Raw genomic sequence first — 14,761 nt, 5'->3', positions numbered from 1 at the left:
GCTGCTGTCCTTCGTCCTATCGCGCTATCGGGTGGTCCAAACTGGGTTCCCAGATGCCTGAATCGATTGTTCCCTGGTATATCGACGCCGTTATCTACGGCGTGGATGTCGAGAAATTCGCTGACGGAAATGGCGATGGCATAGGTGATTTCGTCGGCCTGACGGAAAAGTTGCCATATCTCGGTGAGCTCGGCGTAACTTGTATCTGGCTGTTGCCCTTCTATGGCAGTCCGGACCGAGACAATGGCTATGACGTCAGTGACTTCTACGCCATCAATCCGAAGGTGGGAACGCGTAATGACTTCCTGCAATTTCTCCACAGGGCCGGCGAGCAAGGCATGCGGGTGATCATCGATCTCGTCGCCAATCACACATCAAACGAACATCCCTGGTTTGAGGCCGCTCGACGCGACCATCAAACGCGCTATCGCGATTATTACGTATGGAGCAATGATCCGCCGCCGATTGAAGCCGGCGCCACGTCGATCTTCCCCGGCGAGGAGTCGAAGCTATGGACGTATGACGACGTCGCAGGAGCCTACTACTTTCACAAATTCTATCACTTCCAGCCTGAACTCAACTTCGCCAATCCCGAGGTTCGCTGGGAGATCGAACGCGTCGTCGACTACTGGCTCGCATTTGGAATCAGCGGCTTCCGCTTGGACGCAGCGCCGCTCATCATCGGCGACAATGGGCTGGAAAGGGCAAACCCACGCGATCCTCACGGAGTATTGCGCGATGTTGGTGGGTATCTGCAAAAGCGGCGGCCAGGTGGCGTTTTGCTTGGGGAAGTCAATCTCGATCCAAGTGAGATGAGCCTCTACTTCGGCGAGGGCGATCAGTTGGGACTGCTCTTCAATTTCATGCTGTCTTGCTACATTTTTGCTGCGATGGCGAAAAAGGAGGCGGCGCCGATTTACGAGGCGCTCAGTTTGCTGCCCGAGCCGCCTGTTCTGTGTGGCTGGGCAAACTTCTTGCGCAATCTCGACGACCTGGACTTTTCGCGCGTGCCGCCGGAGTTGAAGGACGTCGTCTTCAAAGCTTTTGCTCCCGAGGAAAACATGCAGGTCTTCGGCCGCGGCATCCGGCGCCGACTGGCGCCGATGCTGGACGGCGACCAGCGGCGGATCGAACTTGCCTTCAGCATCATTCTTTCCCTGCGCGGGCCACCACTATTCGTCTACGGCGATGAGATCGGAATGGGCGAGGACCTTTCCCAAGAGGGACGCAATGCCATGCGGACACCAATGCAATGGTCTTCGGAACGAAATGGCGGATTTTCGACTGCTAAGGCCGAAACGATCTGTCAGCCTCCAATTTCGCGAGGCCCGTTTTCATACAAGCATGTGAATGTCGAAAGCCAGCAGAAGGATCCAGACTCGCTGATTAGCTGCATCAAGCGGCTGATCACCTTTCGTCGTCGGAACGTCATTTTCTCCCAGGGCCGTTTTGTGCGACTGACCGCAGACCACCCGGCGATCCTGGCATATGGATTTGAAGATGCCGGCTCCGTCCTGCTGGTGGTGCACAACCTGGGCGACCACTCGGTCGATGTCGAGGTATCACTCGATGCTGTCCACTGCGAGCGCCTGCAAGACATGACGAGTGGAGACGTTTTCGAAGCATCGACCACGCTGAATGTCAAAATGGCACCATATGGTTATCGGTGGCTCGCTTCAAAAAAGGAGGCCGGCTGATGCATATAGGATATCATGCGTCCCATGAGCAGTTCACACCCTCGGACTTGCTACACTATGTGAAGCGTGCCGAGGCCACGGGCTTCCAGAGCATTATGTCTTCTGATCATTTCGCCCCGTGGAGCGAACGCCAGGGCCAGTCGGGTTTCGTCTGGTCATGGCTTGGAGCGGCAATGCAGGCAACGCGTCTGCCGTTTGGGCTCATCACGGTTCCTTCTGGTTGGCGCTATCACCCTGCGATCACTGCGCAGGCTGCCGCGACCGTGTGCGAGCTCTTTCCGGGAAGGCTGACATGGCTGGCGGTTGGCAGCGGCGAGGCTCTGAACGAGCACGTTGTCGGCGGCGACTGGCCATCCAAGGCGGAACGGAACGCCAGGCTGCTTGCCGGGGTCGAGATCATGAAGGAGCTCTGGGCAGGACGGACGGTCAGTCGGCTGAAGCCGATCAAGGTTGACGAGGCGAAACTTTATACGCTTCCAGCCGAACCACCGATGATCGTTGCCGGTGCACTTTCACCAGGAACAGCCGAGTGGGCCGGCCACTGGGCAGATGCGTTAATCACCGTCAATCAACCCCGCGAACGGCTCGCAGAGATCATAGACGCCTTCAGGCTCGGCGGCGGGAACGGAAAACCTCTCTATCTGCAGGCCCATGTCTCCTTCGCAAGAAGTCAGTTTGAGGCACGCGCGAATGCCTACGACCAGTGGCGCAGCAACGCGGTAACAGCGGCGATGGCGGAAGACCTCCGTCTCACTGGGGATTTCGACGATGCCTGTCGGCACGTTCGTCCAGAAGACATGGATCAGCATGTCCGCATTTCGGCCGATCCTGCAGATCATATCGCATGGTTGGGTGATGATGCGCGGATGGGCTTCGAAAAAGTATTCTTGCACAATGTCGGGCGCAACCAAGCCGAGTTCATTGACGTCTTTGCCAAAGAGGTCTTACCAGCGTTCAAAAGCTAGACGCGGCGCGCCGCCTGCTTGTGGCACGGTCTGACCGTCCACACCGTTTCAATCCGCCGGATCGTCAATGATGAGTGTCCCAAACGGCCCGTTTCATGATGCAGCACATGCCGCAGCATTCATCACGCCTTCCCGGTCACGCTATCGCTTCCCGCAATTAGCAACGTCAAGGTGATGTTGTCCTGTAATCTTCGGTCTCGGCGTTTATCGAACGACATTATTTCTTCCTGATGAATAAGTCTTAAGAGTTGACATTGCGTAATGGCGGAAGGTAGCATATAGCACGGTGGAATAAACGATATGGTATTGTCGATATTGGCAAGTATCGATTTTAATTAGCACAGACGTTTAAGACACTGTTTCTACCAGAGTTCCTTGCTTCTTTCAAAGTTCGATCGTCATTCTTTTAACATAACCCCCCTGTATTGACATTGTATTTGTACGAGGTGTGTATTTTGTTGACTTTAAAAGTTATAAATTTATCGCTAATGCACACTAAACTTCCGGAGCAGCGTGAAGAGCACATGATCGAGATTAATCTTTGCGAGCCATCCAAGGATGCTCAGAATGTCATCGCTCTACAGTCGGGGGCTGCTGCATCGCAGCTGGCCGCTAAACAGAGGGATACGAGGCTAGCAGCATGAAGTTTCACGCGACGCCTTTGGATGGTGCATACGTTATCGAGCCGGAACCGCGCGGCGACGAACGCGGGTGGTTTCAGCGCGTCTTTTGCGAAAGAGAAATGACCGATGCCGGCCTCGAAGGCCGCTTCGTACAAGTCAATAACTCGTTCAACGCCGAAGCAGGCACCCTGCGTGGACTGCACTATCAACTCCCGCCCTCGCCAGAAGTTAAGATCGTCCGGTGCCTCTCCGGAGCACTGTGGGATTGCATCATCGATTTGCGACCCAATTCGGCGACATACCTTGGTTGGCACGCAGTTGAGCTAACGGGTGAGAACCGGCTGGCATTTTATGTGCCCCGCGGCTTTGCCCACGGTTTTGTAACACTAAGGCCCAACACCGAAGCATTGTACCTTGCCAGCGAATTCTATGATCCAAATTCGGAGCGCGGTGTGCGTTGGAATGATCCGAAGTTCGGCATCGCCTGGCCGGTTGAAGGGGCCATAATTTCGGAGAAAGACGCGAAATGGCCCGACTTCGACGAGGATTTTCATGGCGTGGAACGCCTACGCGGCGTCTAGCAGGAGGTTTTGATGGTGATTGACACGCTCCTGAAGAAGCGGGAAGAGGATGGCCGTCCCATCAGGGTCGGGATGTATGGCGCAGGCTTTATGGCCAAGGGCATCGTCAACCAGATCTCCAATTCCGTGCCAGGAATGGTCCTTGGCGTGATCTGCAACCGAAACGTGGAAAAGGCAATATTGGCCTACCGCGATGCCGGCCTTGAAGCATCCTACGCTTCCGATAGCAGCAAGCTTTCCGACTTGATTGCCGAAGGCGTGCCGGCCGTCACTGACAATCCAGCATTGCTTTATGAGTCGGGTGACCTGGATTGCCTGATCGATGCGACGGGTGCGATCGAATATGGCGCCAATGTCAGCTTAGGTGCAATCGCGCACGGTCGCGACATGGTGACGATGAACGCCGAACTGGACGGTACGGTCGGCCCGCTTCTCAAGAAAAAGGCCGATGCGGCAGGGGTTATTTTCACGGCCTGCGATGGAGACCAGCCCGGGGTCCAGATGAATTTGTGGCGCTTCGTCAAATCCATCGGGCTAACGCCGCTGGTGTGCGGCAATATCAAGGGTCTGCAGGATCCCTATCGCACACCGACAACGCAGGCCGCATTCGCGGCAAAATGGGGGCAGGACCCGCATATGGTCACCAGCTTCGCTGATGGCACGAAGATTAGCTTCGAGCAAGCTATCGTCGCCAACGGCACTGGTATGTCCATTTTGAAGCGCGGCATGATGGGTCTCGAGCATCGTGGCCATGTCGATGAACTCGTCAATGCGTATGACATTGAGGCACTGAAAGCCGTAGGTGGAGCTGTCGATTATGTTGTGGGAGCGATACCAGGTCCGGGTGTCTTTGTTCTCGCCTATCACGACGATCCGAAGCAACAGCATTACCTGAACCTTTACAAGCTCGGAACCGGCCCGCTTTATAGCTTTTACACACCGTACCATCTCTGCCATTTTGAGGTCCCCCTCTCAGTGGCTCGAGTTGTACTTTTACGCGATCCGGTGCTTCAGCCACTGGAAGGGCCAAAGGTCGAGGTTGTGGCGACTGCGAAGCGCGACCTTGATGCTGGCGAAACGATCGACGGTTTGGGCGGCTACATGAGCTATGGCCAGTGCGAGCGCATCGACGTCGCCAGTGCTCAGGATCTGCTGCCCATGGGGGTTGCAGAGGGATGCGTCGTGAAACACGCCGTAGCGAAGGATCAAGTCCTTACCTATGCCGATGTGGTGCTACCGGCGGGCCGCACCATCGATCTGTTGCGCCGCGAACAGGCGGAGATGTTTGCCGCGTAGTGCTGGAGACGGGCCTCGGGCTGCGGCCCTTGCATCAACATATATATGGCTGATTCAATGGGGTTGTTCCCTCGGCGTACTCGTCCTTGCCGCGGTGATGAGCGGCGAAGAATCGTCCAGCCGTCCAGCATGCTGCTCTTCCTTTGCAACGCGTCGTACTCCATCTTACTTGGGATGTGTTATTCGGCGTGGCGATCGTCGCTCTTCTCCTGCAATGCGAAAATCCCCGTTCGGCCTTCCCTCCGATCGAAGTCGCGACCGCGCTCGAAAGATAGATCAATCCGTTCTTTTCAGACCAAACATCGCGACCCACTGGCGACAACGATCACCTGACGAAGAGGCCCAGGCTTGAGGGAAGGAGTTATGCCCTTGCAGCCTGAAAAAAAGCGGAGTGGGCAAGGCCCTGGGGTGGCCCGGCCGAAAGTCAACCGGCGCTTACTTCAATTGACACGGGATACGAGCGGGAAATAGCGTTCGACTACGCGAGCGCTGCCGAAATTCGACAGGTGGCCGGAATCGAAATAAAGCATTCTGCCATCGTCAATGTAAGGGCACTCGCCGGCTGTGCAATCCATTGCAATCGGATCAACGAAATCGGCGCCGCCCGCAGCAATACGCAGCCGCTCGTTGAAATCGTGATCGATCACGGTTGACCAGGAGGCCGCTTTTTGGCCGGAGGCGGCCTTCTTAAAAGCAATGACGTCGACATTGGTTACAAACATTGGCGATTGCCCGATCACTATCACCCGGACGCCCTCCGCCTGAAGCTGTCTGACGGTGTCTTCGAGCATTTCCAGCCCCCGGCGCTGCAAATCAACCCACCGGCCCGAGAGCACGACCGTCTTAACGTCGAGTGAGCGGATGATGTCTAAAGCCTTCTGATTGAATGCCTGGCAGTTCGGTCTGGCGTAGGAGTAGTAGGCAAGGACGGGAGGGCAGCCGGCAAATGTATACTCATAGACTCGGCCAGGAATGGACGCAGCGTTGGCGACGATCCCGGGGGCGTAGTGGGCGGCATAGGAATCCCCCCACAAAAGCGCGACATCGCCGGTGCTTGTCGTCAAAGCGCAATTTTCGGGGAGCCATTTTTTAAAGCCATCGTCGTCTTCGAAAAAGCACGTGCCATTCCGCCACGTCTGGCCGGCCTGCACTGTCGTATCCGCGCTCGCTACAACTGCTGAAACGTCAAGCATGCGCGCTTCGACGTTTGTTGCATAGCCTGGAAAACGCTGGGGAAAGCCATGAGCGGCAACCCCCGCGTAACCGAACAGCGAGACGATCGTCATGCTGGCAAGCGCTGAGCCTATGAGCGCGCGCCGGGTCCAACTCACGGTCTGCAGACGGAATGGCGTTTCGACAAAGCGCCAGGAGAAAATGGCAAGCAGGAGACTCGCGGCGACGATGCCCATGGCGTGGAGCCCATTGGGCTCCTCCAGGGTCACGTATCGGACGAAGACGGTGATTGGCCAGTGCGCCAGATAGAGCGAATAGGAAATCTTGCCGATGAACACGAACGGCGCGCTCGCAAGGATTTTTCCAACCACGGAACGGGTCGGGCCGCCTGTATAGATGATGAGAGCTGCGCCCGCGCATGGCAAAACCGCTGCAAGCCCGGGAAATGGGGTCGCATCGGTATAGGCAAATACCGAATAGAGGATCAAGATCGCCGCACCGATCGCAACGGCGCTGTTTGACCGGTAGGACAGCGTGCTTTGTCCGCCCCAAAGCGCCAGCAAGCTTCCAATCAACAGCTCCCAGCTTCGTGTCGGCAAGAGGAAGAAATTTGCCGTCGGTGCGACGTCGATTGCATAGATGCTTAAAGCCAGGGACAGTGTTAAGGCGAGTGCGAATGCCGCCAATCGCACCCGGAAGTTCACTTTGTAGAGCAGCCACATGGCGATCGGCATGAAGATGTAGAACTGCTCTTCGACCGCAAGCGACCAAGTATGCAGCAGCGGACGTAACAGCGCGCTGTTTTCGAAATAACCTGAGAACTTCCAGAAATAGATATTTGAGGTGAACGTCCCGACGGCCACCAGGCTTCGGGCGAAGTCTTCGAAGAATGGCGGCAGGAAAAGCATGTAGGCGGCGATCGCCGTCAGTAAAATATAGAAAACCAGTGCCGGAATGATCCTGCGAAAACGCCGCTCGTAGAATGTCAGTATGGAAAAGCGACGATTCTTGAGATCTTCGTCCAGAATTCTTGTTATGAGGAAGCCGGAAATAACAAAAAAAATGTCGACGCCGACGAATCCGCCAGAAAATCCAGTGACTCCGGCATGAAAGAACAGCACCGGCATAACTGCTATCGTCCGTAACCCGTCAATCTCCGGCCGATATTTCATGAATATCCTAGTTCGTAGAAGGATTTTCAGTTTTGTTAGTCATGGGTTATCAGCTTAGAAGACGGTGTCAATAGAACAGTTAAACCGGAGAAACTTGCTTATCTGTCCCGTGTAACATGGTTTCTTATTTGTTCATCGGTTTTCCTGGGTAGCTGTTGGTGTTCGCACGTCGGCGACTTACTTCACCGGTCGAAGCGGCCCGCGCCTCTCCTAAAGAACTTGGGTTGATTCACTCAAAGTCACACCTTGCCCCTCTTGCCAATTTCGCCATGCGCTTGAACAGCGGGCGCAAGGGTGGCCGGCGATCGCCAGAATCTGTCGGCAATGCGCCCTGCAATTTGTCTTCAACGGCTAAACAGTGAAGAGTGATGGCCTGTCATCCCTCGCAATTTCAGACGAGAGATGTCATTGCGTGCAGGCGTCCCGCGACGCTATGCCGTCGATTTTCACGGCAACGCCGCCGACGGCATCGTTCTTAACGAGGCTGCGAACATCGCGACACCTGGGCGACTGCGCGGCCAGACCCACCCAAAGGGTCCAGCCCGTGTCAGATGAAATTGAAGCTTTCCTCGGCGATCTTCAGCACCGTCAGGTGGCCAGTGGCCGCCGCCGCCGTGTCGATGGCAACCCGCTGCGGTCCGAAGGTCGGCTGCAGGACAGGGGTATGCCCGTGGACCACGAAGAGCGGCCGACGCGGGCCCTCGCTTAAGAACGGCTCGCGGATCCACATGAGATCCATATCCGTTTGTTTGGACATATCGACGCCAGGCTTTATGCCGGCGTGCACGAAGAGCAATTTGCCGATCTGAAGCGAGACCGGCATCATTTCGATCATGGCGATGTGCCTTTCTGGCACGCGATCCGCGACAAGGCCTTGAAGGCCGCGCGTCCCTTTCGTCTTGATGACATGCGCAACGTCGATACCGTAGGAAGCAAGCGTTTCGGTCCCGGCGAAGTCGAGCCAATCGCCAATGATGGAAGGTTTGCGGAACATTCGGGCGAATTCGTCGTCGTGATTGCCCGAAAGCGCGACCTGCATGAAGCCATCAGGCGGCTCTGCGCCAAGCATGTCGAGGACCTTGCTGCTGGCGGGACCGCGATCAACGTAGTCGCCGAGAAAAACGAGGAGCTTTGGGCCACGATAGGCCCGAGCGTCATGGTCTATGCGTCGTTTTGCTTCTGCCAGTTCATCAGCGCAACCGTGTATATCGCTGACAGCGTAGATCGCATCGAAGGCGTTATCGAGCCACAAGAGCCTTTGCCTGCCGATCGACTGCGGGTTCGGATTGCGGCGCCAACGCATCGGGAAGTGAAACATTCATCCACCGAAAATGACAAGGACTCAAATCTCCCTACAGGAAGAATCTTAACTGAAGCCCAAAGGGGAAAATTCCCGAATCCCGTTTTGGTACAACTCCATGGGATTTGGTTACAATTGCATGCTTCATCCAACGCAATGCCATTGGCACCAAATATCAAAGCACACAAATACACCAGCGTGATTGCAATTTTAACTCCTCATTAATTGTCATTTACATGTTGTTGCTTTGGTGATAACTCTTGAACAGTAGCAGTGGAGTATAGTGTACTTGAGTGTATCCAGTGTGTACCTGACGAACTTGAAATCATGCGACCGTTGCATGATTTCAATTTGGCTAGCGTTGCAATATATGCGGCTGGCTCAACAGTTTTTCAGAAAGAATTTTGGCCGCTTTGATATCTCAAGGCATGGCCTTCCCGCGCTTGGGACATCCCACGGTCACCCTTCCCCGCTCAGCCATTTTAAAATGTCGTTAGACACGTCCTCCAACGCTTCTTGCAACGGCGTGCGACGTGTTTTCGGAGGGGTAGAAACCGGTGACCAGCCTCATTAGTAACTTTGAGCACTCGAATGAGTTGCGTCAGCGAGCCCGACGGTTGATTCCGGGAGGAGCGCACACTTATGCAAAGGGCGACGATCAGTATCCGGTCTTGTCGCCGGGCTTCATCGCCCGGGGGCACGGCGCCTATGTCTTCGATGTCGACGACAACAAGTATATCGAGTTTGGCATGGGAAACCGCGCAGTCTCCCTCGGCCACGCCTATCCAAAGGTCCTGCGCGCTGTCGAGCGGGAGCTGAAAAACGGCGCGAACTTCACGCGACCGGCAGTCATCGAGGTGGATTGCGCAGCAATCTTTCTTGAGACGATCCAAGGCGCCGAAATGGTCAAATTCTGCAAGGATGGATCACATGCGACCTCTGGCGCAATCCGTTTGGCAAGAGCCGTCACCGGGCGCGACCTCGTTGCTCGATGTGCCGATCACCCGTTCTTTTCGACCGACGATTGGTTTATCGGGACAACGCCCATGAATGCCGGCATCCCGAAAGCCGTACGGGATATGACGCTATCGTTTTGCTATAATGAAATTGACAGTGCCAGAGCACTGTTTGAGCAACATCCCGGTAAGATCGCGGCTGTCATTCTTGAGCCATCGAAAGGCGAACCGCCGAAGGATAATTTCCTGCACCGTCTGCGTGATCTTTGTCATGCCAATGGAGCACTTTTCATCCTGGACGAGATGATAACCGGTTTCCGGTGGCATCGGAACGGAGCGCAGGCTCTTTACGATATCCAGCCAGATCTATCCTGTTTCGGCAAGGCGATGGGCAATGGCTTTGCGGTCTCCGCACTTGCGGGAAAGCGCGAATTCATGGAGCTGGGCGGTATAGATCAGCGCGAGAAGCCACGGGTCTTCCTGCTGTCGACCACTCATGGCGCTGAAACGCACGCCATGGCGGCGGCAATTGCAACGATGAAGATCTATCGTGACGAGCCGGTGATCGAGCACCTTTATGAAAAAGGCGAGGCGCTTCGACAAGGCATTTCGCAGATTGCGGCCAGCCATGGAATAGGAAATCATTTCAGCGTCTTCGGGTTGGCAAGTAACCTCGTCTACGCAACGCTTGATGAGGATGGTCGTCCCTCCCAGGCGTTCCGCACGCTGTTTCTGCAGGAACTGATCAAGCGCGGCGTTCTCGCTCCCTCCTTCGTTGTCAGTTACACGCACGGCGACCCCGAGATTGCAAAGACGCTCGATGCAGTCGATGGCGCGCTCGGCGTTTACCGCAATGCCCTTGAAAACGGCGTATCCAGTTATCTGGTCGGGCGACCATCGGAGGTGGTGTTCCGCGCCACGAACCGCATGACAACGGAGCCTGACGCTGTTCCCGCTCTGGTGCCTGAATTAGATCGTCGCGTCAAACGGCGCGAGACGCGCCTTGCCACTGCTGGCCGATAGGGAGGTTTGCCGATGCTTCACCACGTATCATTTCCAAGAAGCCTGAAACTCATGGACGATGCTTTGCCGGCAGTTGTTCTTCTGCAAACCGATCCGCAAAGCTAAACGTCTCTTGGAGCCGCGTTTCAACCAATTCTTCACCGTATCGTTTCGTCTAGGGGGACGAAGATCATGGCTTCATTCAACTGCAGGTTTTGCAACACCGCTCTCACTCAGACGGTCGTCGACCTTGGCGCGTCACCGCTTGCAAACTCCTATATCGCCGTCGACAAAACGCAGGACGCCGAACCGTTCTTTTCACTACATGCGTTCGTCTGCGACGAGTGCTTCCTGGTCCAGGTGCCTCCCATGGCGCCGCGCGAAGACATCTTCGACAGCGAGTATGCCTATTTCTCCTCCTATTCGGCCTCGGTACTGAAACATGCGCGCGAATATGTTGATCATATGGTCGAGCGGTTTCAGTTCGACTCGGGCCACCAGGTAATCGAAATTGCCAGCAACGACGGCTATCTTTTGAAAAACTTCAAGGAACGCGGCGTTCCGGTGCTCGGCATAGAACCATGTGCCAACGTCGCGGCTGTCGCGGTAGAGGCCGGCATCCCGAGCAGGGTACAGTTCTTCGGTGTGGAGACGGCACGGCAGTTGGTTGGCGATGGTCTCACCGCCGACCTGCTGATCGGCAACAACGTGCTGGCGCATGTCCCCAACATCAACGATTTTGTTGCCGGCATCAAGATCGTATTGTCGGCAACCGGCATCGCAACGATCGAGTTTCCGCATCTCATGAAGATGCTGGAGCTCAATTACTACGATACGATCTATCACGAGCACTATTCGTACCTGTCACTTTTTAGTGTCGAGAAAATCTTTGCCCACCACGGCTTGACGATCTTCGATGTCGACGAGATCGCTCCACAAGGGGGATCGTTGCGCATTTATGCTCGCCACGCCGAAGATCAAAGCCAGCCGGTCTCGGTGCGTGTAGATGAACTGCGTGCCCGCGAAATTGAAGGCGGCGTCAATTCTATCCAACGCTACAGCAAATTTTCCGAGCAGGTCCACCGCTCCAAGCGCGATCTTCTGCGATTTCTGATCGATGCAAAGGAAAGCAAGAAGACCGTTGTCGCCTATGGTGCTCCGGCAAAAGGCAACACGCTTTTGAATTTCTGCGGCGTTGGTACGGATCTTATCGAATATACTGTCGATGTCAGCCCTCACAAGCAGAACCACTTGCTTCCGGGCACCCGCATCCCGGTCCACGCACCACAAAAGATTGCAGAAACCAAGCCCGATTACGTCTTGATCCTGCCCTGGAACATCAAGGATGAGATCATCAGCCAAATGTCGGAGCTCAAAGGCTTGGGCAGCCAGTTTGTCGTTCCGCTTCCCAATGTCGAGGTCGTTGCTTGAGCGCCGTCAGCGCGACAGACAAGGAGCCTGCCGGCGCGCGGATGGCTGCCCTCATCGAGCGACTTTTTCCGATCTGTCGCAGCATCACCGGTCCGGGCGTCGTCGAGACCCTTGAGATTATCAGGCAGGAAATTCCGGTTACGATTCATCGCATAGCAAGCGGCACGCAGATCTTTGACTGGACCGTCCCGCAGGAATGGAGCATCCGCGATGCCTATGTGAAGGACGAGAAGGGCAACCGGATCATCGACTTCAAAGCAAGCAATCTGCACGTCGTCAACTATTCCCGACCGATCCGCGCGACATTGCCGCTTAATGCACTGAAGCTTCATCTGCACACCGACCCCGCCCATCCCGCCTGGATCCCCTACCGGACGACCTACTACAAGGCAGACTGGGGCTTCTGCCTCTCCCAGAACGCCCTGGAGGCGATGAGCGAAGGAACCTACGAGGTCCTGATAGACTCAACACTTTCAGATGGCGAACTTCTGTGGGGCGAATGTTTCATCCCCGGTACCACGACCGACGAAATCGTTATCTCGACCCATATCTGCCATCCATCACTTGCCAACGACAACCTGTCGGGCATCGCCGTCTGTGTCGAGCTTGCCAAGCTTTTGATGGCGGCACAGCGGCGCTATTCCGTGCGGTTGCTCTTCATTCCGGGCACCATCGGTTCGATTGCCTGGCTTTCGACGAACCGCGAGCGGTTGTCGTGCATCAGACATGGTCTTATTGCCGTCAACCTCGGCGATCCCGGGATGCTTCATTATAAGAAGAGCCGTCACGAGACGGCTGAGATCGATCGGGTTGTGGAACATGTGCTGAAGTCAGCGGGACAACCCCATTCGATTATGGCGTTTGCTCCCTATGGCTATGACGAAAGGCAGTTCAGCTCACCTGGCATCAACCTTCCCTTCGGCTGTCTGTCGCGCACACCCTACGGGCGGTTTGCTGAGTACCATACGTCGGCCGACAACCTTGATTTCATCAAGCCTGAAGCGCTTGCCCACTCACTCAATACCTACGCCTCCGTGCTCGAAACACTTGACCGCAACCGAGCTTTCCTGAACCTTTCGCCGATGTGCGAGCCGCAACTTGGAAAACGCGGGCTTTATGATGCCGTCGGCGGAAAATCCGACACGAAGATACGTCAGATGGCCCTGCTCTGGGTTCTAAACTACTCGGACGGCAGACATGATCTCCTCGATATCGCCACAAAATCGGGTCTTGCGTTTGATTTGATCGCCGATGCCGCCGATCTTCTGATTGGCCATGATCTACTTGCACCGGCACAGAGGACCTAGGAGATCATGGAAAAATCTCTTCAGGGGCGCGTGGCAGTGGTGACCGGGGCAGCGGGCGGTATCGGTCAGGCGATCGTTTCGGCCTTCGGTGGAGCCGGCGTGACCGTTCATGCTCTTACCCGCGGCGGCGTCCCTCCGTCGTCCCTTAGCAATGGAGCATCGATCAGCTGGCATCACGTCGATCTTGCCGATGACCGGGCCATCGCCGAATTCGTCGCCCGTTTGCGGGTGAGCGAACGCGGCATCGATTACCTCGTGCACAGTGCTGGCGTCTTTCGTTCAGGCCCGGTTGCGCAAAGCCCGGTGGATGAACTCGATAACGTCTGGCGCGTCAATCTGCGCGCTCCCTATGTTCTGACACAGCTCCTTCTCCCGGCACTGGCCAGACAGAAGGGTTATATCGCATTCATCAACTCAAGCGTGTGGCTCAATCCGAAAATCGATCTTGCGGGTTACACGATGAGTAAGTATGCCCTGAAGGCATTCGCCGACGTCCTGAGAGCCGAGATCAACAATCAGGACGTGCGCGTCCTCAGCATCTTTCCCGGCAAGACCGCAACGCCGATGCAGGAAACTATCCATGATGCAAGGGCGCTTTTCTACCAGTCAGACGAGCTGTTGCAGCCGGAATCGGTGGCAGCAAACCTGATCTCAGCCTTGTCGATGCCGTCCACCTGTGAAGTGACCGAAATTTTCATGCGGCCAGCACGGCCGACAACGCCGACCTTCAACGACTAGGCATTCCCAGTGCCATGATCTCCAGCGCCAGCATGATAAACCGCATGCACGCATGGCGGACGAAACGTCCCTGCCTCTCCGGCATTCGGAATGACTACCTGTACCATTATGAAACGACAGGAGCTGAACTTTGTTCAAACACTAATCTACGGCGTAAAATCAAGCTTTTAGCCATCACATTCGTTAATTTTATGTTGCCTCTTTCAATTTTCTGAAATAACGTCTCCGCAAATACTGCTACGCCGTTCTCGGGATGCCGGTATAGACGATCGTGATTAGTTGAACGCGGTCGAAGTTGGCAACGTCGGCGCCGCATATCAGGCAGGAAAACTATGCAATGATTCAACAATGCATGTATTCTGCCTGTAAAAAAGAATCGGGAAGTATAGCCTGGAATTTTTAGTGCCAACGTCGCCGCGCCATTTGTCTCTCGTACTCGCTTCGGGTTGCTATTATGAATTTCAATCAATCTTCACATGCTGACCGTGCAGCTACGGGTCGGGGATTCAGTTGCATTTTC

Annotated in this window: 10 protein-coding genes; 8 read left to right on the top strand and 2 right to left on the bottom strand. The window is 55.4% G+C overall.

Annotated elements, in window-relative coordinates:
* The first annotated feature begins 53 nt into the window (after positions 1 to 53).
* The 4 genes from AM571_RS29200 (at position 54) to AM571_RS29185 (ending at position 5,162) form a co-directional block, all read left to right on the top strand.
* Positions 54 to 1,697, top strand: a complete 1,644-nt coding sequence (locus tag AM571_RS29200; RefSeq protein WP_074064469.1) for an alpha-amylase family protein — start codon at positions 54 to 56, stop codon at positions 1,695 to 1,697.
* Positions 1,694 to 2,662 carry a TIGR03885 family FMN-dependent LLM class oxidoreductase gene (locus tag AM571_RS29195; RefSeq protein WP_155774584.1) on the top strand — a complete coding sequence of 323 codons (969 nt, stop codon included), beginning with the start codon at positions 1,694 to 1,696 and terminating at the stop codon, positions 2,660 to 2,662. Before AM571_RS29200 ends, AM571_RS29195 begins: the two co-directional genes overlap by 4 nt.
* Positions 2,663 to 3,302: 640 nt before the next feature.
* Positions 3,303 to 3,866, top strand: coding sequence for a dTDP-4-dehydrorhamnose 3,5-epimerase (gene rfbC / locus AM571_RS29190; RefSeq protein ID WP_074064467.1), 564 nt, complete (start codon positions 3,303 to 3,305; stop codon positions 3,864 to 3,866).
* Positions 3,867 to 3,878: 12 nt separating this feature from the next.
* Entirely contained in the window at positions 3,879 to 5,162 is a 1,284-nt protein-coding gene (locus AM571_RS29185) for an NAD(P)H-dependent oxidoreductase (RefSeq protein WP_074064466.1), read from the top strand.
* 440 nt (positions 5,163 to 5,602) lie between these two features.
* Here AM571_RS29185 and AM571_RS29180 read toward each other — a convergent pair whose 3' ends face one another.
* Both AM571_RS29180 and AM571_RS29175 read right to left on the bottom strand, forming a co-directional pair.
* Positions 5,603 to 7,507: an acyltransferase family protein gene (locus AM571_RS29180; RefSeq protein WP_074064465.1), complete on the bottom strand. Its 1,905-nt coding sequence runs from the start codon at positions 7,505 to 7,507 to the stop codon at positions 5,603 to 5,605.
* 547 nt (positions 7,508 to 8,054) lie between these two features.
* Positions 8,055 to 8,810 (bottom strand): metallophosphoesterase family protein, encoded by a 756-nt coding sequence (locus AM571_RS29175; RefSeq protein WP_237358687.1) that lies wholly within the window; start codon positions 8,808 to 8,810, stop codon positions 8,055 to 8,057.
* A gap of 554 nt (positions 8,811 to 9,364) precedes the next feature.
* Here AM571_RS29175 and AM571_RS29170 point away from each other — a divergent pair.
* The 4 genes from AM571_RS29170 (at position 9,365) to AM571_RS29155 (ending at position 14,241) form a co-directional block, all read left to right on the top strand.
* The gene (locus AM571_RS29170) at positions 9,365 to 10,786 is read left to right on the top strand and encodes a glutamate-1-semialdehyde 2,1-aminomutase (protein ID WP_074064463.1); all 1,422 of its coding nucleotides are present in this window, start codon (positions 9,365 to 9,367) and stop codon (positions 10,784 to 10,786) included.
* A gap of 171 nt (positions 10,787 to 10,957) precedes the next feature.
* A complete protein-coding gene (locus AM571_RS29165) occupies positions 10,958 to 12,196 on the top strand; it encodes a class I SAM-dependent methyltransferase (RefSeq protein WP_074064462.1) in 1,239 nt (412 codons plus the stop codon).
* Between the two features lie 41 nt (positions 12,197 to 12,237).
* On the top strand, positions 12,238 to 13,503 hold the full coding sequence (locus AM571_RS29160) for a DUF4910 domain-containing protein (RefSeq protein ID WP_155774583.1): 1,266 nt from the start codon (positions 12,238 to 12,240) through the stop codon (positions 13,501 to 13,503).
* A 6-nt stretch (positions 13,504 to 13,509) separates the two neighbouring features.
* Complete coding sequence (locus tag AM571_RS29155) at positions 13,510 to 14,241, top strand: SDR family NAD(P)-dependent oxidoreductase (RefSeq protein WP_074064460.1); 732 nt, start codon at positions 13,510 to 13,512, stop codon at positions 14,239 to 14,241.
* Positions 14,242 to 14,761: the final 520 nt, after the last annotated feature.

The organism is Rhizobium etli 8C-3 (genome assembly GCF_001908375.1).
Classification (GTDB): domain Bacteria; phylum Pseudomonadota; class Alphaproteobacteria; order Rhizobiales; family Rhizobiaceae; genus Rhizobium; species Rhizobium etli_B.
Note: the sequence above shows the minus strand (reverse complement) of the source record. Positions and strands in the feature narration are given on the sequence as shown.